Genomic DNA, 22651 nt, shown 5'->3' with positions numbered 1-22651 from the left:
GAACCCCGCCCGGCCAAGAAAAGTGAGCGAACGGTCGTGCTATATTCTGAGCCATGAAGCCAGCCGCCACCGCCCTCATAGCCAGGGTCCTCAACGCCACCGCCGCCGTCCTCCCCGGCCTCGCGGGCCGCGGCGCCCTCGTCCTCTACCGCTATCCGCGCGCCGACCGGACCTTCTCGGACGCCGAACGCCGGCTGCTCGCCGGCGCGTTCACCGGCAGCCTCACGGTGGCCGGCAAGAACGTGGTCACGTACTGCTGGGGCGACGGCGAGCGGCCGGTGCTGCTGGTGCACGGCTGGCGCTCGCGGGCCGCCCACTTCGCGCCGTACATCGCCGCGCTGCGCGCCGCCGGCTACACGCCCGTCGCCTTCGACGCCCCCGCCCACGGCGCGTCCGAGGGGCGCCGCACGACCGTGCTGGAGTACCGCGAGATCATCGCCCGGCTGTACGAGGAGCACGGCCGCTTCGAGGCCGTCGTGGCGCACTCCCTCGGCGGCTCCGCCGCCTTCCTCGCGCTGCGCGGCGCCGCCGCGGCCGACCGGCTGGTGGTCGTCTCCGGCGTCGCCGACTTCGACCACGTCGTCGACGTGTTCTGCGCCGGCCTCGGGCTCGGGCCCCGGGTGAAGGCCGCGCTCCGGCGCCGCATCGAGACCGACATGTTCCCCGGCGAGCACGACCTGTGGCGGCGCTTCGACGTCACGCACCGGCCGGACGAGGTCGTGCTGCCGATCCTGCTCGTCCACGACGAGAAGGACCGCATGGTCTCGGCCCGGCAGGCCGACAAGACCGCCGCGGCCTACGGCGACCGCGTCCGGCAGCACCGCACCAGCGGCCTCGGCCACCGGCGGATCCTGGCGGACCCGGACGTGGTGCGCACGGCGCTGGAGTTCGTCTCAGCCGGAGAGCGCGTCCGGGACTGAGTCCGGGTCCGTGGCCGACGCGCGCAGCCGGCTCACGACGGCGGTGTCCGCCAGCTCGTACGCGTCCGGGGCGCCGTGCAGCAGCGACAGCAGGTTGGCGTGCTCCAGCAGCGCGATCAGCTCGAACGCGAGCCGGCCCGGGTCGGTCTCCGGCCGCAGCTCGCCCGCCGCCCGGGCCTCCTCGGCCGTCTGCGCCACGTACGCCGTCCAGTCGCGGAGCGCCGCGGCCACCGCGTCGTGCACGGGACCGCCGCGGGAGGCGAACTCCGCCGCCGCGCCGTAGAAGAAGCAGCCGCCGGGGAAGACGCGCTCGCGCGAATAGGCCAGCCAGCGGTCGCACAGTGCGCGCAGCCGCCCGACGCCCGGCGGCAGGTCCGCCACCGGCACCACCACGGTCCGGGCGAACACCGCGCCCGCCGCCCGCACGGTCGCCAGCTGCAACTCCTCCTTGGAGCCGAAGAGCGCGAACACCCCGCTCTTGCTCAGCCCCAGCTCGCCCGCGATCCGGCCCAGCGACAGGCCCTCCAGGCCCTCCACCGAGGCGATGTCCATCGTCCGCCGCAGCACGAGCCGGCGCGTCTGGTTGCCGCGCTCGACCCGCCCGTCCACCCGCGTACCGGCCACCGTTGCTCGCCTCCTTCACCTACCCGCCAGTCTATGACCAGCGCCGTCCCCGCCGCGGCCGGCGGAAACGGGAACCGGGCGTCCGGGCCGGGGCCGTTGCCGGTGCCGCCGGGCACACTGGTCGGTACGGGTGACACGCGGACCGCGATCGAGGAGCTGACGGTGCTGTGGTTCTCCAGCCGCGACGAGGACGGGCCGATCGCCACGCGCGCGGGCACACCTCCCGCGGGCGGATGCCGCGGGGACCGCGGGTCATAGCGGCCGGCGCCGCGGTCGCCGGGGCGCTGCTGGTGAGCGGGGTGTGGGCGGTGCTGGGGGACGCGGAGCCGGGCGCGGAGGAGCGGGTGCCGGACGCCGACCTGGTGCACTTCGCGTCCGGCCACGGCTACGGGCCGGTGCGCACGGTGCTGCGCTCCCGCGCGGACGTCGCCGCCTTCGCGGAGCGGTTCCCCGCGCCGGCGCTGGGCGACGGGGCGGCGGCCCGGCTGGCCCGGCGGGACTTCGGCGCCGAGGCGCTGGTCGCGTTCGCCTGGCGCACCGGGTGCGCCCGCGCCGGCTCCGCCGCCCTGCGCAGCTCCGCGGAGCAGGGCCTCTTCGCGGTGCCCGCCGGCACCCCCTCGTACCGGAAGTGCGCGGAGCCCTTCGACGCGCTCGCCGTCTTCGCGGTGCCGCGCGAGCGGGCGCCGCGCGGCGTCGAGCTGCGGGGCGCGGCGCCGGACCCGCCCGGCCCGGCGCCGGCGACGGCGACCGGACCGTGACGGTACGTCAGAAGAACTCGTCCAGCGGGGTGGCGAACCCCCTCCGCGCCGGGCCGGCGCGGACCCCGCCCCCGGCGTCCCCGCCGGCCGCGCCGTACGCGCGCGGGAAGCGCTCCGCCGCCGGCTCCCGGGTCCGCGGCCCGGCCGTCAGCGCTCCTCTTCGAAGACGCAGAACTCGTTGCCCTCGGGGTCGGCCATGACGTGCCAGGAGATCTCGTCGTCCCGCCGGCGGACCAGCTCCGCGCCCAGCTCCCGCAGCTCCGCCGGGTCGCCCCAGACGTCGAGGTGCATCCGGTTCTTGACCGTCTTGGCCTCCGGGACCGGGTTGATCCAGATGACCGGTCCGCGTCCGGCGGGGTCGTGGATGGGCACCGGCCACTCGGCCGGCCGCGGCTCGCCGTGATAGGTCCGGCGGGCATAGCCCAGGGCGGTGCACCACCAGTCGGCGAGCGCCTGGTGGTCGTGGGCGTCCAGCGCGAGATCCTTGAAACGTGCGGGCATGGAGGCGATCCTAGCCCTCGGCTCCGCCCTCCTCCGGCGCGTGAAACGCCGCGCCGACCGGGGAGACCCGGGGGTCCCCCGTCTAGTCCCTGAGGCGGATGCGGGGATATCCGTACGCAGGCGGACGCGGGGGCCGAGACCGTCCGCATACCGTTCTCGGCGTGACCGAGACCTTCCGTAAGACGATCCAGGACGGCCTGGCCGTGCTGCGGCACGAGCTGATCTCCGGCGCGGCCGGGGTCCGGCCGCTGCCCCCGCTGTCCACCGACGGACCCGGCTGGGCCGTGTTCCCCGTGGAGGTGCGGCGGGCCCTGGTCTGGCTGGTGCACGGCGTGGTCGTCCTGTTCGCCGTCTCGATGTTCTGGCTGAGCTACGCGGTGTACGCGGGGCGGCACTCCTACGACGGTCCCGACTGGAGCACGGGGCTGACCCTGCTGCTGGGCCTGACGGCGGCCGTCCCGCTGCTGCTGGTGCTGATCCAGCCGATCGCCGCCTGGTGGCTGTCCCTCGCGGGCGTGGCCGCCGTGGGGGTGGCCGGGCTGGACGTCGACCCGTGGCCGTTCGCGGAGCCGACGTTCCCCTCGCACCTGACGGTGATGGTGGTGGTGGCGCTGCGCAGCCGTCCGGTGGTGGCGGCCGCGGTCTGGGCGGGCACCGTCGCCGTGGGCGTCCTGCTGGCGACCGTCGCCTCCCCCCGGTCCTGGAAGAGCGACAACGTCACGGCCTTCGCGGTCTGGTCGGCCGTCGCGCTCGGCGGGGCGCTCCTGCTGCGGGCCTGGCTGGAGGCGCGCAACCGGCTGGCCGCCAGCGACGACGCCACCCTGGCGGAGAGGTCGAAGCGCACCGTGCTGGAGGAGCGCACCACCATCGCGCGCGAGCTGCACGACGTGGTCGCCCACCACATGTCCGTCATCGCCATCCAGGCGGAGGCGGCGCCGTACCGGGTGGAGAACATACCGCCCGAGCTGGCCGCCTCCTTCGGCACCATCCGCGAGAACGCGGTCGCCGCGCTCGCCGAGCTGCGCCGCGTGCTCGGGGTGATCCGCGTCGCCGACTTCGAGGGCTACGACGCGCCGGAGGCCCCCCAGCCCACCCTGGACGCCCTCGACGCCCTGCTGGACAACGTCCGCGAGGCGGGGCTCCCCGTGGACAAGGTGGTCACCGGCGCCCGCCGGGACCTGCCGCCGGGCGTCGAGCTGTCCGCGTTCCGCGTCATCCAGGAGGCGCTCAGCAACGCGCTCCGGCACTCGCCGGGCTCCGCCACCCGCGTCGAACTCGCCTATGTCCTGGGCGGCCTGGGGCTGCGCGTGGTCAACGGGCCCGCGGTCGCCGACGAGGCGTCCGGGACCGCGTCGGTGCCCGCCGGAAGCGGCTCGGGGCACGGCATCACCGGGATGCGTGAGCGCGTCGCCGTGCTGGACGGGGAGATGACGGCCGGTCCGACGCCGGACGGCGGCTACGAGGTCGTCGTCTTCCTGCCCGCTCCCGCCCTCGTGGAGTCGCCGGCCGCGACCGAGGAGGACGCGTGACCATCCGGGTGCTCATCGTCGACGACCAGGAAATGGTCCGCGAAGGCTTCTCCGTTCTGCTCGGCGCCCAGCCGGACATCGAGGTCGCCGGAGAGGCCGGCGACGGGCAGCAGGCCGTCGCGAAGGTCGCGGAGCTGCGGCCGGACGTCGTGCTCATGGACGTCCGGATGCCGAACGTCAACGGCCTGGAGGCCACCCGGCGGATCGTCGCCGCCGACGCCGACGCCAAGGTCCTGGTGCTGACCACCTTCGACCAGGACGAGTACGTCTACCAGGCGCTCCGCGCCGGGGCGAGCGGGTTCCTGCTCAAGGACGCCTCCGCCGGCCAGCTCGCCGAAGCGGTGCGGATCGTCGCCGCGGGCGAAGCGCTGCTCGCGCCCACCGTCACCAAACGCCTGATCGGCACCTTCGCCGGAACCGCCGCCGCCAGTGCCGTCCCGGCGCCGCGCACCCGGATCGCCGACCTGACCGAGCGCGAGACGGAGGTGCTCACCCACATCGCCCGCGGCCTGTCCAACGCGGAGATCGCCGCCCGGCTCGTCGTCGCCGAGTCGACCGTCAAGACCCACGTCGGGCGCATCCTGGAGAAGCTCGGCCTGCGCGACCGCACCCAGGCGGCGGTGTACGCGTACGAGGCCCGGCTGGTGACGCCGTCGCCCTGACGCCCGCCGGGCGCTGACCGGCCGCGCTCTCCTCCCCACCCCCCGCACCCTTCACCTTCACCCCGGCCACCGGCCGCTTCCCCGCCTCCGCCATGCCGAAAACGGCACCGAGGCGACCCCGGGCACGCGCCCCGGGCCCACGGCCCGCGCGATGCCCGCCGACTCCCATGCCCTGACCGAGGAGGCCGTCATGGCCGTCGACCACCGTCCGCGCACGCCCGCGCCCCGTCCCGCGCCACCGGCCCGCGGGGGCGCCCCGGCGCCCGCCCGCCCGCGCAGGGCGGCGGCCGTCCTGATCCCCGTCGCGCTGACCCTGGCCCTCGGGCTGTGGGGGCTGCGCCGGCAGGGCACGCTGTGGCGCGACGAGGCCGTCACGTACGACATGGCCCGGCGGGACCCCGCCGGACTGCTGCGCGTCCTGGACGACTACGACATCGTGCACGGCCTGTACTACCTGCTGATGCAGGGGGTGTTCGCGGTGTGCGGCGACGGCCTCGTCCCGCTGCGGCTGCCGTCGGTGCTGGCCATGGCGGCCGCCGCGGCCGGCGTGGCGGTGCTCGGCCGCATGCTGGCCGGCCCGGGCACCGGCCTCGCCGCGGGCGCGGTCTTCGCGCTGCTGCCCGACGTCCAGCGGTACGCGCAGGAGGGGCGCTCGTACGCGCTGGTGTGCGCCGCCGTGGTGTGGGCGACCGTGCTGTTCGTACGCGCCGTGGACGAGCGGCGCACCGGCCTGTGGGCCGGCTACGCCGCGCTGTCGCTGGCGGCGTGCCTGCTGCACGAGTTCGCCTTCCTGGCCGTGCTCGCCCACGGGGTGACGGTGCTCGCGGCCCGGGCACCGGCCGGGCAGCTGCGCGCCTGGGGCGCGGCGGCGGGCGGCGTGGCCGCGTGCCTCGCGCCGCCGGCGGCGATCAGCGCCGGACAGACCGAGCAGGTGGCGTGGATCGGCCCGCCCGACGTGCGCACCTCGCTGGGCATTGTCGCGCTGGCGGCGGTGGCCCTGGCCTGTGCGGCGGCGGTGGGCGGGCGGGTGGCGGCGGTGGCGCTGCCGCTGGCGCTCGTCCCGACGGCGGCCCTCCTGCTGGCGTCGCCCGTCACGTTCCTGTTCGTGGACCGCTACGTCGTCTACTCCGGCGCCGGAGTGGCGCTGCTGACGGGTGCCGCGCTGCACGCCGGGTGGCGCCGCGGCGGCCCGCCGCGCGTGGCGGTGGCGGCCGTCGCGGCGGTGTCGGCGGCGGCCCTGGCGGTGCCGGTCGGCCAGCATCTGCGGTCGCCCGAGAGCCGGCCGGACGACCTGGCCGCGGTCGCCGCCGCCGTACAGGCGCGGTCGGCTCCGGGCGACGGGCTGCTCTTCTCCCCGGCCCGCCGCCGGGCCTGGACGCTGTCCGGCGACCCCGCCTACCGCGGCCTGACCGACCTGGCCCTGCGCGCGGACCCGCGCGCCTCCCACACCCTGTACGGCACCGAGCTGCCGCCGGCCGCGATCCGGGCGCGCATGCTCGGCGCCCGGCGCATCGTCGTGCTCCACGACCCGGCGGGGCAGCCCCTCGACGGAAGCCCGGCGGAGCGCGTCAAACGGGCCACCCTCCGCACCGGCTTCGAACGCTGCGCCACCACCCGCGTCCACGGCGCCCGGGTCACCCTGTACGCGCGCCCCGGCGCGTGCTGACGGCACCGGACCGCCCGCGAGCGGTCAGCGGTAGAGCAGGTAGCGCCGGCGGCGCCGGGTGAAGTCCGCCAGCTCCTCCCGCCAGGCGCCGACGACCTCGGCCGCGTCCCGGCCCTCGTCGATCATGGTGCGCAGGCGCGGCGAGCCCGACAGCTTGTCGATCCAGAACGGCCGCCCGGGGTCCCAGCTGTCCTGCCGCCAGGCGAACTCCGGGTAGCGGCGGGCCTCGACGAGCATCGCCACCGCCGTCGGCACCGGCTCGTAGCGCCGCCGGTCGACGACGTGGACCTGCACGCCGGCGCACGCGACGCCCTCGTGCTTGCCGAACGTCGGCACGAAGTACGCCTCGCGGAACTCCACCCCGGGCAGCCCGCGGGCGTTCAGCCGGTCGCTGTAGTGGTAGTCGAGGTACGGCGCGGCGATCCACTCGAACGGGCGGGTGGTGCCGCGCCCCTCGGAGAGGTTGGTGCCCTCGAAGAAGCAGGTGCCCGCGTACGCCAGCGCCGTGTCGGCGGTCGGCATGTTCGGCGACGGCGGCACCCAGGGCAGGTCGCCGTCCTGGGCGTACGACTCGGGGTCCCAGCCCCGTACCCGCACCACCTCCAGCTCCACCCGGCCGCCCGCGCCCTCGTCGGGCAGCAGCTCGCCGTTGAAGTAGCGGGCCAGCTCGCCGACGGTCATGCCGTGCTGCTGGACGATCGGCTTGAGGCCGACGCCGGAGGTGAACCCGGGGGTCATCATGGCGCCGTCGGCGCGCCGGCCGATCGGGTTGGGCCGGTCGAGCACGACGAAGGCGGCGCCGGTCTCGCGGGCGGCGACCATCGACCGGTACATGGTCCAGATGTAGGTGTAGAAGCGGGCGCCGACGTCCTGGATGTCGAAGACGATCGTGTCCGCGCCGGCCTTGGTGAACAGCTCGGCCATCTTCGCCGCGTCCGCGCCGTACGCGTCGTAGACCGTCAGGCCGGTGCGCGGGTCGATGGTCTCCGGCTCCGCCTCGCCGGCCTGCGCGCTGCCGCGGAAGCCGTGCTCGGGGCCGAAGACGCCGGCGATGTCGAGGCCGCCGGCGGCGTGCATGGCGTCGACGACGTGGCGGGTGTCGCGCAGGACGCCGGTCGGGTTGCTGACGATGCCCACCCGGCGGTCGCGCAGCAGGGCCCAGCCCTCGGCGGCGGCGGCGTCGGCGCCGGGCAGCACCCGGCGCGGGTGCCGTCCGCCGGCGCCGGCGTGCGCGGGGGCGGCGAGAAGGGGGACGGCCACGCCCGCGGCGGTGCCCGTCAGGAGCGTACGGCGGGACGGTGCGGTAGGTCTCGGCATGGCGGAGAAGCTAACCGACGGCGGGGGAGCGGAACAGGGCCCGGGCCGGTTGCCAGTGGTGTACAACTCTGGTGGCCGGGGCGGCCGGCGCGGCGTCAGGCGGTGGCGAGCACGACCTCCAGCGTCCGCGGCCCGTGCACGCCCTCCACCCGGTCCAGCTCGATGTCGCTGGTCGCCGAGGGCCCCGAGATCCACGTCAGCGGCCGGGCCGGGTCGAGGCGCTCCATCGCCTGCGGCAGCGAGTCCACCACCTGCTCCGGCACCCGCACCACGCACACGTGGTGGTCCGGGATCAGCGTGATCCGCCGCCGGCCCTGCCCGGGCCCGGCGTCCAGCACGAGCGTGCCGGTCTCCGCGATCGCCAGCGCGCAGCCCGTCAGCACGCTGTCGACGGCGTCCAGGTCGTCCGGCGTGCTCGCGGCCCGGTCGGGGATCCGGGTGGCGTCGACGGCCGCCGGCCACTCCGGCGGCAGCCCGTCCGGCACCAGCAGGGTGTCCGTGCCGCGTGCGGCGAACAGCCGCCTGAGCAGCTCCGGCAGCCCGTCGGCGTCCGTACGGTGCACGCGGGCCCGGTAGTCGGCGAGGTTCTCCGCGAGCAGGTCCGCGGACTCGGCGGGGGAGCGGTCGCCGTGCACCCGCAGGTAGTCGCGGGGCACCGGCGGCGCCGGGGTGCCCGCGGTGTCGCGGGTGGCGGCCCGTACCCGCGCGAGGATCGTCTCCCGGCTGCTCATGTCGTCCGCCTTCCGCTCACGATCCCTCGCCCCGGGTGCGCTTCCACCACGCGCGGAACGACTCCCGGGGCACCGGCGGCAGTTCGCGCGTCGCCGACCACGCCCGCCCCGGGCCCGGCAGCCGGCGCGGGTGCAGCCGCCGGGTGCCGGTGGTGGCGCGCAGCGCCGCGCCGTAGGCGCGCGGGTGTGCCATCGTCCAGCGCGCCGCCCGCATCGCCGCGCGCTCCGCGGCGTGTCCCCTCGCCGGCCTGATCACCGTCTTCGTGCCGCGCACCGTGTACGCGCCGCCCTCCGCGACCCGGGTGCGCAGGTGCACCAGCACCTCGGGGATGTCGATCGCCACCGGGCACACCTCGTAGCACGCGCCGCACAGCGTCGAGGCGTACGGCAGCGAGGCGTCCAGCGCGCTGGCCGTGCCGCGCAGCTGCGGGGTGAGGATCGCCCCGATCGGGCCCGGGTAGGCGGAGCCGTACGCGTGCCCGCCGGCGCGCTCGTACACCGGGCAGACGTTCAGACACGCCGAGCACCTGATGCACCGGAGCGCCTGGCGTCCGACCTGGTCGGACAGCGTGTCGGTGCGCCCGTTGTCCAGCAGCACCAGGTGGAAGTCCCGGGGCCCGTCGCCCGCCGCGGGCCCCGTCCAGGTGCTCGTGTACGGGTTCATCCGCTCGGCGGTCGAGGAGCGCGGCAGCAGCTGGAGGAAGACCTCCAGGTCCCGCCAGGTCGGCACCACCTTCTCGATGCCCACCACGGAGATCAGCGTCTCCGGCAGCGTCAGGCACATCCGGCCGTTGCCCTCGGACTCCAGCACCACCAGCGTGCCGGTCTCGGCGACCATGAAGTTCGCCCCGGAGATCCCGACCCGGGCGCGGAGGAACTTCTCCCGCAGGTGCAGCCGCGCCGCCTCGGCCAGCTCGGCGGGCCGGTCGCCGAGTCCGGCGGGCGCGGGCCGGCCCCGGTCGCCCATGCGGTCGCGGAAGATGTCGCGGATCTCGCCGCGGTTCCGGTGGATGGCGGGCACCAGGATGTGCGACGGCAGGTCGTCGCCGAGCTGCACGATCAGCTCCGCGAGGTCCGTCTCGTACGCGCTGATGCCGGCCGCGGCCAGCGCCTCGTTGAGCCCGATCTCCTGCGTGGCCATCGACTTGACCTTGACGACCTCGTCCGCGCCGGTGTCCCGGACCAGCCGGGTGACGATCGCGTTCGCCTCCGCGGCGTCCACGGCCCAGTGCACGTGCCCGCCCGCGGCGGTCACCGCCGCCTCCAGCTGCTCCAGATAGCGGTCCAGGTGGCGCAGCGTGTCGTCCTTGACGGCGGCGCCCGCGGCACGCAGCCGGTCCCAGTCCGGCAGCTCGGCGACGGCCGCCGCGCGCTTGGCGCGGATGGTGTGCGTCGCGTGCGTGAGGTTGCCGCGCAGCGTGGCGTCGGCGGTGGCCTCGGCGGCGGCCCGCGGGAAGGTCGCGGGGCGCCGGCGCGGCATGCCGAGGAACGTACGGGCCGCACCGGGCCCGGGGTCGTCGGTCACCGGACCGCTCCTTCCGTGCTCGCCAGGATCTCGGCGATGTGCACCGGCCGGACCGGCGAGCCGCGGCGCGCCAGCGTGCCGCCGATGTGCATCAGGCAGGAGTTGTCCGCCGCGCACACCGCCTGCGCGCCCGACTCCTCCACGTGCCGCGCCTTGTCGGCGCCCATCGCGGCCGAGACCGCCGGGTTCTTCAGCGCGAACGTGCCGCCGAACCCGCAGCACTCCTCGGCGCCGTCCAGCTCCCGCAGGGTCAGCCCCTTCACCCGCTCCAGCAGCCGCCGCGGCCGGTCGCCCAGCCCCAGCACCCGCAGCCCGTGACAGGTCGGATGATAGGTGACCGTGTGCGGGTAGTACGCCCCGACGTCGGTCACGCCGAGCACGTCGGTGAGGAACTCGGTCAGCTCGTACGCGCGCGGCGCGACGGCCGCCGCCGCGGGCTCGCCGAGGCGCGGGTAGTTGTCGCGGACCATCGCCGCGCACGAGCCGGACGGCACCACGACGTACTCGTAGTCCTCGAAGACGCCCGCGAAGCGGCGCGCCAGCGGCACGGTCTCGCGCCGGTAGCCGGTGTTGAACTGGGCCTGCCCGCAGCACGACTGGGCCGCGGGGAAGTCGACCGACACCCCCAGCCGCTCCAGCAGCGCCACCGTCGCCCGTCCGGTGTCCGGGTAGAGCGTGTCGTTGACACACGTCACGAAGAGCGCAACGCGCATTCCGCTTCCTCCCACGCCGATTCGCCGCCGCCGGGTTCATACTCCCTCAGCGACTGCGTTCTGTGAAGCAGAGATCGGATGTCTGACAGGGTGCCGTCGATCGCGCCGGCCGCCCGCGCCTGGACCAGGACGTTGCCGAGCGCCGCCGCCTCGACCGGGCCCGCCACCACCGGCAGCCCGCAGGCGTCCGCCGTCAGCCGGCACAGCAGCTCGTTGCGGGCGCCGCCGCCGACGACGTGCACCACGCGCACCGTACGCCTCGACAGCCGCTGCGCGTCGGCCACGGCGCGGCGGTGCGCCAGGGCGAGCGAGTCCAGCACGCAGCGCACGGTCTCCGCCGCCGTGCGCGGCTCCGGCCGCCCCGCCCGCCGGCACGCCGCCGCGATCCGCTCCGGCATCCGGCCCGGGGCGAGGAACTCCGGGTCCCCGGCGTCCACGTACGAGCGCAGCCGCGGCGCCGCGGCGGCCCCGGCCAGCAGCGCGTCCAGCTCGTACGCGTGCCCCTCGGCCGCCCAGGTGCGCCGGCACTCCTGGAGCAGCCACAGGCCCATGATGTTGCGGAGGTAGCGCACGGTGCCGTCCACGCCCAGCTCGTTGGTGAAGTTGGCGGCGCGGCCCGCCTCGGTGAGCACCGGCGCGTCCAGCTCGACGCCGGCCAGCGACCAGGTGCCGGTGGCGATGTACGCGAAGTCCGCGTCCCGCGCCGGGACGCCGACGACGGCCGAGGCGGTGTCGTGCGAGCCGACCGCCCTCACGGGCACCGGGCCGGTCAGGCCGGTCTCCTCCAGCACCGCGGGCAGCAGCTCGCCCGCCGGGTCGCCGGGGCGGCGCAGCGGGGGAAAGAGCCCGAGGTCGACGCCGGCGGCCTCGGCGACGCGCCGGGAGAAGGTGCCCGTGCGCGGGTCGAGCAGCGCGGTGGTGGAGGCGTTGGTCAGCTCGGTGCCGGCCTCGCCGGTCAGCCAGTACGCCATGAGGTCGGGGATGAGCAGCAGCCGCCGGGCCGCGGCCAGCGCGGGCGTGCCGCGGGCGGCGAGGAGCTGGTAGACCGTGTTGAACGGCAGGTGCGCGAGGCCCGTCGCCCGGTACAGCTCCGCCGGCGGCAACGTGGCGGCCAGCTGCGCCGCCATGCCCTCGGTGCGCGTGTCGCGGTAGTGCACCGGGTTGCCGATGAGCGCGCCGGAGGCGTCGAGCAGCCCGTAGTCGACGGCCCAGGAGTCGACGCCGACGCCGGCGAGCTGTCCCCCCGCGCGCCGGCCCGCCGCGCGCAGCCCGTCGAGCACGCCGGCGTAGAGGGCGAGGACGTCCCAGTGGAGGGTGCCGGCCAGCCGCACGGGGCGGTTGGGGAAGCGGTGCACCTCCTCCAGGCGCAGCTCGCCGCCGCCGGCCCGGCCGAGCATCACGCGCCCGCTGGCGGCGCCGAGGTCGACGGCCGCGAACGGCGGCGCGTCCCCCGCCGCGCCGCCGCCCGGCCCCGGCCCGTACGTCCCGCTCACCGCAGGAACGCCGCGGCCACGCCCGCGTCCACGGGGATGTGCAGCCCGGTCGTGTGGCTCAGCTCGCCGGCCGTCAGCGCGAACACCGCGTTCGCCACGTGCTCCGGCAGCACCTCCCGCTTCAGCAGCGTCCGCTGCGCGTAGAACTCGCCGAGCTTCTCCTCCGGCACCCCGTACACCGCCGCCCGCTGGGCGCCCCAGCCGCCGGCGAAGATGCCGGAGCCGCGCACGACGCCGTCGGGGTTGACGCCGTTGACGCGTACGCCCAGCCCGCCCAGCTCGGCGGCGAGCAGCCGCACCTGGTGCGCCTGGTCGGCCTTGGCGGCCCCGTACGCGATGTTGTTCGGCCCGGCGAACACGCCGTTCTTGGAGGCGATGTAGACGATGTCGCCGCCCATGTCCTGCGCGGCGAGCACCCGCGCGGCCTCCCGGGAGACGAGGAACGAGCCGCGCGCCATGATGGCGTGCTGGGTGTCCCAGTCCGCGGCCGTGGTCTCCGCCAGCGGCTTGGAGACCGAGATGCCGGCGTTGTTGACGACGAGGTCGACGCCGCCGAACGCGAGCGCCGCGGCCCGGAACGCCGCCGCGATCTGCTCCTCGTCGGTGACGTCCACCACCGCCGCGACGGCCCGGTCCGGCCCGCCCAGCTCCGCGGCGACCGCCTCGGCGCCGTCGGCGTCCCGGTCGGCGACGACGACGCACGCGCCCTCCGCGACCAGCCGGCGGGCGATGGCCCGGCCGATGCCCGAGCCGGCGCCGGTGACCAGCGCCACCCGGGTCGCGAGCGGCTTCGGCGGCGGCATGCGGCGCAGCTTGGCCTCCTCCAGCTCCCAGTACTCGATGCGGAACTTCTCCGCCTCGGGGATGGGGGCGTAGGAGGACACGGCCTCGGCGCCGCGCATCACGTTGACCGCGTTGACGTAGAACTCGCCCGCCACCCGCGCGGTCTGCTTGTCCTTGCCGAAGCTGAACATCCCGACGCCGGGCACGAGGACGATCGCCGGGTCGGCGCCGCGCAGGGGCGGCGAGCCGGCGTCGGCGTGCCGCTCGTAGTAGGCGCGGTAGTCCTCGCGGTAGGCGGCGTGCAGCTCCCGCAGCCGCGCGACGGCCTCGTCGAGCGGCGCGTCCGGCGGCAGGTCGAGGACCAGCGGGCGGACCTTGGTGCGCAGGAAGTGGTCGGGGCAGGAGGTGCCGAGCGCGGCCAGCCGCGGGTGCGCCTCGCGCGCCAGGAAGTCCAGCACGGCGCCGGTGTCGGTGAAGTGGCCGACCTGCGGCCGGTCGGCGGAGGCCAGCCCGCGGATCACCGGCGCCAGCGCCGCGGCCCGCTCCCGGCGTTCGCCGGTGGGCAGCGGCCCGTAGCCCTCGATCAGCGGGCCGAACGGGTCGGGGCGCCCCTGCTCGGCGAGGAACCGCTCGGCGGTGCGGATGATCTCCAGCGAGTTGCGCTCGCACTCCGCGGAGTCCTTGCCCCACGCCGTGATGCCGTGGCCGCCGAGGACCACGCCGATCGCCTCCGGGTGCGCCTCGTACACGGCCGCGATGTCCAGCCCGAGCTGGAAGCCGGGCCGCCGCCACGGCACCCACACCACCCGCTCGCCGAAGCACCGCCGGGTCAGCTCCTCGCCGTCCGCGGCGCAGGCCAGCGCGATGCCGGAGTCGGGGTGGAGGTGGTCGACGTGCGGGGCGCCGACGAGGCCGTGCATGGCGGTGTCGATCGAGGGCGCGGCGCCGCCCCTCCCGTGCAGGCAGTAGTCGAACGCGCCCACCATCTCGTCCTCGCGGTCCACCCCCGGGTACGTGCCCGCCAGCGCCCGCAGCCGGTCGAGGCGCAGCACCGCGAGGCCCGCGGCCGTCAGCGTGCCGAGGTCGCCGCCGGAGCCCTTGACCCACATCAGCTCCACGTCGCCCCCGGTCACCGGGTCGGCCGCGGTGCCCTTCGCGGAGGCGTTGCCGCCGGCGTAGTTGGTGTTGCGGGGGTCGGCCCCCAGCCGGTGCGCCCGCTCCAGCAGCGCGTCCACCGGGTCGTACGCGCCCTGCGGTCCCCCGCTCACGCGCCCCACCCCGCCTGCGTGCCGCCGACCCGCTCCGCGACGATCCGCTCGGCCCACCCCGAGCGGCGGTACGCGGCCACCGGGTCCGGGTCGAGGCCCATCTCCTCGCGCACCTCGGCCAGCAGCGGCCGCACGTCGGTGTTGTAGGCGTCCATCAGCACGGCGTTGGCGCCGAGCACGTCGCCCTCGCGCTGGGCGGCGGCCAGCGCCTCGCGGTCGACCAGCAGCGCCTTGGCCGTGGCCTCCTGGACGTTCATCACCGAGCGGATGATCGCGGGGATCTTCGGCTCGATGTTGTGGCACTGGTCGAGCATGAACGCCACGTCCGGCCCGAACCCCCCGCCGCGCACGACCTCGTACATGAGGCGGAACAGCTGGAAGGGGTCGGCCGCGCCGGCCATCAGGTCGTCGTCGGCGTAGAAGCGGGAGTTGAAGTCGAAGCCGCCGAGCTTCCCCTCCCGCAGCAGCAACGCCACGATGAACTCGATGTTGGTGCCCGGCGCGTGGTGCCCGGTGTCCACCACCACCTGCGCCCGGTCGCCCAGGCGCAGGCAGTGCGCGTACGCCGTGCCCCAGTCCGGCACGTCCATGTGGTAGAACGCCGGCTCGAACAGCTTGTACTCCAGCAGCATCCGCTGCCCCGCGCCGAGCCGCTCGTACACCGCGGCCAGCGCCTCGGCCAGCCGGTCCTGGCGCTCGCGCACGTCGTCCTGGCCGGGGTAGTTGGTGCCGTCGGAGAACCACAGCTTCAGGTCCCGCGAGCCGGTGGCGTCCATGATGTCGACGCACTCCATCAAGTGCGCCAGCGCCTTGCGCCGCACCGCCGCGTCCGGGTGGGTGACCGAGCCCAGCTTGTAGTCGTCGTCCTGGAAGACGTTGGCGTTGATCGCGCCGAGCCGGAGCCCCCGCTCCTCCGCGTACGCCGCGAGCCCCGCGTAGCCGTCGGCGCCCTCCACCCGGTCCCAGGGGATGTGCAGCGCGACGGACGGCGCCACGCCGGTGTGCGCGTGCACCCGGGCGGCGTCGTCCAGTTTCTCCCGGGGCGTGCGCGGCACGCCGGGCTGCGCGAAGACCTTGAAGCGTGTGCCTGAGTTTCCGTACGCCCAGGACGGTGTTTCGACTGCCTGGGACCTGAGTGCCGCTTTCACGGTCATCGCGAAGCCTTTCCGCGCGGGTGTCGCTGGTCGTTGGGGGCCGTGTGGGGTGGGGTCAGTTGGCGAAGCGGTGCGTGCCCGCGTCCGCGGCGAAGACGGCGCAGCCGTCGTCCATCCGCAGGAAGCGGGCGCGGCCGTGGGAGACGTCCGCCGCGGACCGGGCCGGGATCCAGACCTCGGCGGAGGTGTTGAAGGGCAGCGTCACGGTGAGGCGCAGCCGGCCGCCGCGCTCCCGCCAGTCGGTCGTGACCGGGCCGTAGAGCGTGGTGAACCGGCCGCGCGCGCGGCCGACCTCGCCGCCCGGGCGCGGGCGGATCAGCAGCTTGCCGAAGCCCGGCTCGGCGGCGGCGATGCCGGTGATGTGGCGGTACATCCACTCGCCGACGCAGCCGTAGGCGTAGTGGTTGAAGGAGTTCATGCCCGGGTCCTGGAAGGAGCCGTCGGGCTTGATGGAGTCCCAGCGCTCCCACATCGTGGTGGCGCCGTTGGCGATCTGGTAGCCCCAGCCCGGGAACGTGTCCTGGTGCAGCAGCCGGTACGCGACGTCGGTGTGGCCGGTGGCGGTCAGCACGGGCAGCAGCCGGGGGGTGCCGAGGAAGCCGGTGGACAGGTGGTCGTCGCGGGCCTCGATCAGCGCGACGAGGCGGTCGGCGGCGCGCTCCCGGGCGTCGTCGGGCAGCAGGTCCATGGAGAGCGCCAGGACGTACGCGGTCTGCGTGTCGCCCTTGATCCTGGCTCCGCCCTCGGACACGTACGCGCCGGTGAACGCCTCGCGTACGGCGCGGAAGAGCGCGTCGTACGGGGCCGGGTCGCGGCCGAGGACGCGGGCGGTGCGGGCGACGAGGTCGGCGCTGTGCGCGAAGTACGCGGTGCCGATGACGTCCTTGGGGGTCTCGTCCTCGGTGTTGAGCCAGTCGCCGTAGCCCTCGGCGGGACGCAGGTGGCCGGTGCTGTTGCGGCGCAGGTAGTCCAGCCACGCCAGCATCGAGTCCCACGACTGCTCCAGCACCCGGGTGTCGCCGTACGCCTGGTACAGCGCCCACGGCACCGTGGTCCCGGCGTCGCCCCAGCCGGCGACGCCCTTGCCGACGGGGCCGACCCAGGGGGCGACGTCGGGGTAGGCGCCGTCGTCGTCCTGGTCGTCGCGCAGGTCGTACAGCCACTTGGTGAGGAAGCGCGCGGACTCCATCGTGTACGCCGCGGTGGGCGCGAAGACGTTGATGTCGCCGGTCCAGCCGAGGCGTTCGTCGCGGGCGGGGGTGTCGGTGGGCACGGACAGGAAGTTGCCGCGCTGGCCCCAGGTGATGTTGGAGTGCAGCTGGTTCAGCGTCGGCACGTCGGTCTCGAACTCCATGGTGAACGGCGCGGCGGTGTGCATCACCCGGCCGGTGACCGCGCTCCTCCGCGGCCGGCCGGGGTAGCCGGTGACCTCGACGTAGCGGAAGCCGTGGAAGGTGAACCGCGGCTCGTAGACCTCGCCGTCGTCGTCGCCGCGCAGGGTGTACGTGTCGGTGGCGCGGGCGGTGCGCAGGTTGGCGGTGTACAGGGTGCCGTCGGGGTTCAGCACCTCGGCGTGGCGCAGCGTGACGACGGTGCCCGCCTCGCCCCTCACCCGCAGCCGGACGGCGCCGACCATGTTCTGGCCGAGGTCGAAGACGAACACCCCGGGCGCGGGCTCGGTGACCTCCCGCGCGGGCAGCTCGGTCTCCACCCGGGTGGGCCCGTCGACCTGGGCGACGACCGCGGTGCCGCCCGCGTCCGCGGCCTCCGCCGGCCGCCACCCGGAGTCGTCGAAGCCGGGCGCGGTCCAGCCCGGCGTCTCCAGGCGGGCGTCGTACTCCTCGCCGGCCATCAGGTCCGCGGCGGTGACCGGGCCGCCGGCGGCGCGCCAGCCGGTGTCCGACAGGATCCGCTCGACGCCGCCGTCGGCGTACGTCACCTCCAGCTGCGCCAGCAGCGCGGGGCGTTCGCCGTAGTGGTGCGGGCCGAACCAGCCGAGGTTGCCCGCGTACCAGCCGGCGGCCAGGTCGACGCCGACGGCGTTGGCGCCGGGCCGCAGCAGGCCGGTGACGTCGTACGTCTGGTACTGCACCCGCCGGTGGTAGTCGGTCCACCCGGGGGCGAGCACGTCCTCGCCGACCCGGCGGCCGTTGAGGTGCGCCTCGTACAGCCCGAGGGCCGTCGCGTACAGCCGGGCACGGGCAATGCGCCGGTGCGGCAGCCGGAACTCGTGCCGCAGCCGCGCGGCGGGCAGCGAGACGGGCACGGCGACCTCGCCCCACGGCCCGGCGCCCCAGGGGGCGAGGACCTGCGCGGCGGGCCACGCGGAGTCGTCGAAGTCCGGCGCGGTCCAGCCGTCGGCGGGCTCGGTGTCGGCGGCCTTCCAGCCCGGGCCGGTGACGCGGGTGGTCACCCCGTCGGCGGTGGTGAGTTCGAGGGCGCCGAGCAGCCCGGCGGGGCCGACGGCGCCGTTGGCGGCGGCGACGGCCACGACGACCGAGCCGGCGGTGCCACCGGTGCCGGCGGCGAGCAGCCCGGTGACGTCCACGACGTCGGGGCGGTTCCAGGCGGTGCCGGCGGCGACCTCGGTGCCGTCGACGTACGTCGTGTGGCGGTCGTCGGCGGCCACGACCAGCCGGGCCCGGGTGACGCCCGCGGGCACGTCGAGCCGGGCGCGGAACCACCGGGTCTCGGCGGGGGCGCTGCTCGCGGGGTCGCCCTCGGGGAACCAGATCCACGAGGCGCCCGCCAGGTCGGGCGCGTCGGTGGGCAGGTCGGGCGCGGCGATCCAGCTCGCGGCCCACTCCTCGCCGCGCAGCCCGGTCTCCCACCAGGAGGGCTCGCTCCAGTCCGACGCCGTGCCGTCCCGGTCCCAGACCCGCACGGTCCAGTAGTAGCGGGTGCGGGGCCGCAGCTGCGGCCCGCCGTACGGCACGAGGACGGAGTCGGCGGACTCGACCCTGCCGCTGTCCCACACGTCCGGGTCGGCCAGCAGGTGAGGGCCGGTGGCCACCCGGACCTGGTACGCGCTCTGCGCCCCGCCCGGCGCGCCCGACTCCACGGGCCAGCTCAGCCGGGGGCGGTCGGCGTCGAGGCCGAGCGGGCGGGGGGCGTACTCCACGGACGGACGGGTGACGAGGGCCCGGCGGACCGCCGCATCCGTCGCGGGTGCGGCGGCGCGGGCGGCGGGCGCCGCGCCGGCGGCGGTGGCGGCGGCGGTACCCAGGGCGGTGGCGGTGCCGAGCAGTCGACGTCTGCTGATCACGGGGTCCTCCGGGACGACTCGAACGTGAATCGTTTCAGAGAGTGAAGTTAGGGAGGTGTGGGCAGGGTGTCAAGAGGTCGCGGAGAAGGCGGCGTTGGTCGGAAGGTTTCCACGTCTGACCCATTGACTTGCCTGCTGGGAGGGGTCTAGCTTCCGTGAAACCTCATTGAATCCTTTCATGAACGCCAACCGCAACGGTGCTGACCATGACAGAAGTGCCCGTCCTGGCCGCGCGCGGCCTGAGCAAGTCCTTCGGGGCCGTACGCGCCCTCCAGGACGTCTCCCTCACGCTGCACGCCGGCGAGGCGCACGCCCTCGCCGGCGAGAACGGCGCGGGGAAGTCCACCCTCATCAAGACCCTCGCCGGAGTGCACCGCCCGGACGCCGGCCACCTGCTCCTCGACGGCGCCCCGGTGGCCTTCCACGGCCCGGCCGACGCCCGCGACGCGGGCATCGCGGTGATCTACCAGGAACCCACGCTCTTCCCCGACCTGTCCATCGCCGAGAACATCTTCATGGGCCGCCAGCCCCGCCGGACGCTGCGCCGCATCGACCGCGCCGCGGTCCGCGACGCCACCGCCGCGCTCATGCGCCGCCTCGGCGTCGACCTCGACCCCGGCCGCCCGGCGCGCGGGCTGTCCATCGCCGACCAGCAGATCGTGGAGATCGCCAAGGCGCTGTCGTTCGACGCCCGCGTCCTGATCATGGACGAGCCGACCGCCGCGCTCACCGGCAGCGAGACCGCCCGGCTCTTCGCCGTCGTCGAGGCGCTGCGCGCCGAGGGCGCCGCCGTGCTCTTCATCTCGCACCGGCTGGAGGAGATCTTCCGGCTCTGCCGGCGCGTCACCACCCTGCGCGACGGCCGCGGGATCGCCACCGACGACGTCGCGGCGCTCACCGAGGACGACCTCGTCCGCCGCATGGTCGGCCGCGACCTGGACGAGCTGTACCCCAAGCAGGACGCCGAGCTGGGCGCGACCGCGCTGTCCGTGCGGCGCCTCACCCGCGAGGGCGTCTTCCACGACGTCTCCTTCGACGTCCGCCGCGGCGAGATCGTCGCGCTCGCCGGCCTCGTCGGCGCCGGCCGCAGCGAGGTCGTCCAGGCCGCGTTCGGCGTGGACACCCCCGACGCCGGCGAGGTGCACCTGGCCGGCCGCCCGCTGCGCCGCGGCTCACCCACCGCCGCCATGGAGGCGGGCGTCGCCCTGGTCCCCGAGGACCGGCGCCAGCGCGGCCTGGTCATGGAGATGTCCATCGAGCGCAACATCGGCCTCACCGGCCTCGGCCGCCTCGGCTCCGCCGGCCTGGTCAAGCGCACGCTGGAGCGCGGCCGGGCCGCGGACTGGGCCGCGCGGCTGCGGCTGAAGTACGGCAGGCTCTCCGACGACGTCGGCGTGCTCTCCGGCGGCAACCAGCAGAAGGTGGTGCTCGCCAAGTGGCTGGCCACCGAGCCGACGGTGCTCATCGTCGACGAGCCGACCCGCGGCATCGACGTCGGCACCAAGGCCGAGGTGCACCGGCTGCTCTCCGAACTGGCCGCCGGCGGGCTGGCCGTCCTCATGGTCTCCTCCGACCTGCCCGAGGTCCTCGGCATGGCCGACCGGGTGCTCGTCATGCACGAGGGCCGCCTCGTCGCCGAGATCCCCCGCGCCGAGGCCACCGAGGAGTCGGTGATGACGGCCGCCACCGGCCGCGGCACCGGGGAGGCGGCGGCATGAGCGCGACCGTGCAGAAGACCGGGCCCGCCCGGCCGAAGGACCCGGAGCGGCCCGCGCGCTCGCTGGCCGAGACCGTCCTCCGCGCCCGGGAACTGTCCATCGGCGGCGCCCTCGCCCTGCTGATCCTCTGCACCTGGATCGCCAACCCGAGCTTCCTGGACGACCAGGGCGTCGAGGACCTGCTGCTCAACTCCTCCATCCTGGTGCTGCTCGCCGTCGGCCAGTCCGTCGTCGTCATCACCCGCAACATCGACCTGTCCGTCGGCTCCGTCGTCGGCCTGACCGCCTTCGCCTGCGGCGACTTCGTCTCCGGCACCGACCACAGCGCGGTCACCGCCGTCCTGCTCGGCATCGCCCTCGGCACCGCCTGCGGGCTGGTCAGCGGCCTGCTGGTGAGCTTCGGCAGGGTCCCGGCGCTGGTCGTCACCCTCGGCATGCTCTACGTCATCCAGGGCCTGGACTACTGGTGGGCGGGCGGCGAGCAGATCAACGCCGCCACCCTCCCCGACGACCTCCTCTCCCTCGGCACCGGCAGCGTCCTCGGCATCCCGTACCTGCCGCTGATCACCGCCGTCGTCCTCGCCGGCACCGCCTACTACCTGCGCTGCTACACCGGCGGCCGGGAGCTGTACGCCATCGGCTCCAACCCCGAGGCCGCCCGGCTCGCCGGCATCCCCATCCGCCGCCGCGTGCTCGGCGCGTACGCCTTCTCCGGCGCCGTCGCCGGCTTCGCCGGCGCGCTGTGGCTCGCCCGCTTCGGCACCGTCGTCGCCGACGCCGCGAACGGCTGGGAGCTGACCGTCGTCAGCGCCGTCGTCGTCGGCGGCGTCGCCATCACCGGCGGCGTCGGCTCGGTGTGGGGCGCCGCGCTCGGCGCCGCGCTGCTCACCACCATCGGCAGCGCGCTGGTCGTGCTCAAGGTCAGCTCCTTCTGGCAGCAGGCCATCACCGGCGTGCTGCTGCTCGCCGCCATCACCACCGACCGCATCGTGCAGCGGCGCAGTACCAGCGCGCTGCGGAAGAGGAGGCGGCAGTGAAGTCGCTCGGCACCTACCTGCGGTGGGACACCGCCGTCGGCATCCTGCTGATCGCGGTGTTCCTGGCCGGCACCTCGTCCACCGACGGCTTCGCCTCCACCGGCAACCTGTCCGCCGCGCTCAACGACACCGCCGAGATCGCCCTCATCGCGCTGCCCATGACGCTGCTCGTCGTCGCCGGCCAGGTCGACCTGTCCGTCGCCTCCATGCTCGGGCTGTCCAGCGCGCTGGCGGGCTCGCTGTGGGACGCCGGGTACGCCTTCGAGCTGATCGTGCCGCTGTGCCTGCTCGCGGGCGCGGCCGGCGGGCTGCTCAACGGCTGGCTCGTCACCCGCGTCGGGCTGCCGCCGCTGGCCGTCACCATCGGCACCCTCACCCTCTACCGCGGCCTCGCCTCGGTGGTCCTCGGCGACAAGGCCGTCGCGGGCTTCCCCCACGACTACGCCAAGTGGGCCGCCGCCACCGAGACCGTGCCGGGCACCTTCGTGCCGTACCCCATCGCGCTCTTCGCGGTGCTCGCCGTGCTCGCCGCGGTGCTGCTGCACATGACCGGCTTCGGCCGCTCGCTGTACGCCATCGGCGCCCAGGAGGAGGCCGCCCGGTTCGCCGGCATCCGCGTCAAGCGCGTCAAGCTCGCGCTGTTCGTCGTCTCCGGCCTCATGGCGTCCTTCGCCGGCATCGTCTACACCCTGCGCTACGGCAGCGCCCGCGCGGACAACGGCCTCGGCCTCGAACTCGTCGTCATCGCCTCCGTCCTCCTCGGCGGCGTCGACTTCAACGGCGGCAAGGGCACCCTCGGCGGCGCCGTCGCCGGCGTGCTCCTCATCGGCCTGCTCAACAACCTGCTCACCCTCAACGACGTGGCCAACGAGATCCGCGTGATCGTCACCGGGCTGCTGCTCATCGCCTCCGTCCTCACCCCGCGCGCCGTCTCCGCCGTCGCGGAACGCCGCAACCGCCGCCTCGCCGCGGCCCCCTGACCCCGCC

The 22651-nt window shown here is 75.4% G+C and carries 18 protein-coding genes; 8 read left to right on the top strand and 10 right to left on the bottom strand.

Annotated elements, in window-relative coordinates; genetic code table 11:
- Positions 1-53: 53 nt before the first annotated feature.
- Positions 54-920 (top strand): alpha/beta hydrolase, encoded by an 867-nt coding sequence (locus ACHZ99_RS20045; protein WP_420306018.1) that lies wholly within the window; start codon positions 54-56, stop codon positions 918-920.
- On the opposite strand, the gene ACHZ99_RS20040 is transcribed toward ACHZ99_RS20045, so the two are convergent.
- Positions 894-1544 carry a TetR/AcrR family transcriptional regulator gene (locus ACHZ99_RS20040; RefSeq protein WP_420306017.1) on the bottom strand — a complete coding sequence of 217 codons (651 nt, stop codon included), beginning with the start codon at positions 1542-1544 and terminating at the stop codon, positions 894-896. The two genes, ACHZ99_RS20045 and ACHZ99_RS20040, sit on opposite strands and share 27 nt — an antisense overlap.
- A 233-nt stretch (positions 1545-1777) precedes the next feature.
- Between ACHZ99_RS20040 and ACHZ99_RS20035 the strand changes: the two genes are divergently transcribed.
- On the top strand, positions 1778-2302 hold the full coding sequence (locus ACHZ99_RS20035) for a hypothetical protein (protein WP_420306016.1): 525 nt from the start codon (positions 1778-1780) through the stop codon (positions 2300-2302).
- Between the two features lie 147 nt (positions 2303-2449).
- Here ACHZ99_RS20035 and ACHZ99_RS20030 read toward each other — a convergent pair whose 3' ends face one another.
- Positions 2450-2803: a VOC family protein gene (locus ACHZ99_RS20030; protein WP_420306015.1), complete on the bottom strand. Its 354-nt coding sequence runs from the start codon at positions 2801-2803 to the stop codon at positions 2450-2452.
- A 161-nt stretch (positions 2804-2964) separates the two neighbouring features.
- Between ACHZ99_RS20030 and ACHZ99_RS20025 the strand changes: the two genes are divergently transcribed.
- The 3 genes from ACHZ99_RS20025 to ACHZ99_RS20015 all read left to right on the top strand — a co-directional run bounded on the left by ACHZ99_RS20025 (position 2965) and on the right by ACHZ99_RS20015 (position 6660).
- The gene (locus ACHZ99_RS20025) at positions 2965-4332 is read left to right on the top strand and encodes a sensor histidine kinase (protein ID WP_420306014.1); all 1368 of its coding nucleotides are present in this window, start codon (positions 2965-2967) and stop codon (positions 4330-4332) included.
- Positions 4329-4994: a response regulator gene (locus ACHZ99_RS20020; protein WP_420306013.1), complete on the top strand. Its 666-nt coding sequence runs from the start codon at positions 4329-4331 to the stop codon at positions 4992-4994. Before ACHZ99_RS20025 ends, ACHZ99_RS20020 begins: the two co-directional genes overlap by 4 nt.
- A gap of 151 nt (positions 4995-5145) precedes the next feature.
- Positions 5146-6660: a glycosyltransferase family 39 protein gene (locus ACHZ99_RS20015; protein ID WP_420306012.1), complete on the top strand. Its 1515-nt coding sequence runs from the start codon at positions 5146-5148 to the stop codon at positions 6658-6660.
- A 24-nt stretch (positions 6661-6684) separates the two neighbouring features.
- Here the strand turns inward: ACHZ99_RS20015 and ACHZ99_RS20010 are convergent, their stop codons facing one another.
- The 8 genes from ACHZ99_RS20010 to ACHZ99_RS19975 all read right to left on the bottom strand — a co-directional run bounded on the left by ACHZ99_RS20010 (position 6685) and on the right by ACHZ99_RS19975 (position 18909).
- Positions 6685-7977, bottom strand: coding sequence for an exo-beta-N-acetylmuramidase NamZ domain-containing protein (locus ACHZ99_RS20010; protein ID WP_420306011.1), 1293 nt, complete (start codon positions 7975-7977; stop codon positions 6685-6687).
- Between the two features lie 95 nt (positions 7978-8072).
- Complete coding sequence (locus tag ACHZ99_RS20005; protein ID WP_420306010.1) at positions 8073-8708, bottom strand: LutC/YkgG family protein; 636 nt, start codon at positions 8706-8708, stop codon at positions 8073-8075.
- A gap of 16 nt (positions 8709-8724) precedes the next feature.
- A complete protein-coding gene (locus tag ACHZ99_RS20000) occupies positions 8725-10188 on the bottom strand; it encodes a lactate utilization protein B (RefSeq protein WP_420306071.1) in 1464 nt (487 codons plus the stop codon).
- 41 nt (positions 10189-10229) lie between these two features.
- Positions 10230-10946, bottom strand: coding sequence for a (Fe-S)-binding protein (locus ACHZ99_RS19995; protein ID WP_420306009.1), 717 nt, complete (start codon positions 10944-10946; stop codon positions 10230-10232).
- The gene (locus ACHZ99_RS19990; protein WP_420306008.1) at positions 10925-12439 is read right to left on the bottom strand and encodes a rhamnulokinase; all 1515 of its coding nucleotides are present in this window, start codon (positions 12437-12439) and stop codon (positions 10925-10927) included. Before ACHZ99_RS19990 ends, ACHZ99_RS19995 begins: the two co-directional genes overlap by 22 nt.
- On the bottom strand, positions 12436-14499 hold the full coding sequence (locus tag ACHZ99_RS19985) for a bifunctional aldolase/short-chain dehydrogenase (RefSeq protein WP_420306007.1): 2064 nt from the start codon (positions 14497-14499) through the stop codon (positions 12436-12438). Before ACHZ99_RS19985 ends, ACHZ99_RS19990 begins: the two co-directional genes overlap by 4 nt.
- Positions 14487-15644 (bottom strand): L-rhamnose isomerase, encoded by a 1158-nt coding sequence (gene rhaI, locus ACHZ99_RS19980; RefSeq protein WP_420306006.1) that lies wholly within the window; start codon positions 15642-15644, stop codon positions 14487-14489. Before rhaI ends, ACHZ99_RS19985 begins: the two co-directional genes overlap by 13 nt.
- A 55-nt stretch (positions 15645-15699) precedes the next feature.
- Positions 15700-18909: an alpha-L-rhamnosidase gene (locus tag ACHZ99_RS19975; RefSeq protein WP_420306005.1), complete on the bottom strand. Its 3210-nt coding sequence runs from the start codon at positions 18907-18909 to the stop codon at positions 15700-15702.
- 206 nt (positions 18910-19115) lie between these two features.
- On the opposite strand from ACHZ99_RS19975, the gene ACHZ99_RS19970 reads away from it, so the two are divergent.
- Genes ACHZ99_RS19970 through ACHZ99_RS19960 form a run of 3 tightly spaced genes read left to right on the top strand, consistent with a single transcriptional unit; the run spans position 19116 to position 22644 of the window.
- The gene (locus ACHZ99_RS19970) at positions 19116-20627 is read left to right on the top strand and encodes a sugar ABC transporter ATP-binding protein (RefSeq protein WP_420306004.1); all 1512 of its coding nucleotides are present in this window, start codon (positions 19116-19118) and stop codon (positions 20625-20627) included.
- On the top strand, positions 20624-21664 hold the full coding sequence (locus ACHZ99_RS19965) for an ABC transporter permease (RefSeq protein ID WP_420306003.1): 1041 nt from the start codon (positions 20624-20626) through the stop codon (positions 21662-21664). The genes ACHZ99_RS19970 and ACHZ99_RS19965 overlap by 4 nt, the downstream gene beginning before the upstream one ends.
- Positions 21661-22644, top strand: a complete 984-nt coding sequence (locus ACHZ99_RS19960) for an ABC transporter permease (protein ID WP_420306002.1) — start codon at positions 21661-21663, stop codon at positions 22642-22644. The genes ACHZ99_RS19965 and ACHZ99_RS19960 overlap by 4 nt, the downstream gene beginning before the upstream one ends.
- Positions 22645-22651 lie beyond the last annotated feature (7 nt).

The organism is Streptomyces sp. MAR4 CNX-425 (assembly GCF_048656465.1).
GTDB lineage: Bacteria > Actinomycetota > Actinomycetes > Streptomycetales > Streptomycetaceae > Streptomyces.
This window is presented reverse-complemented; position numbering and strand designations above follow the sequence as displayed.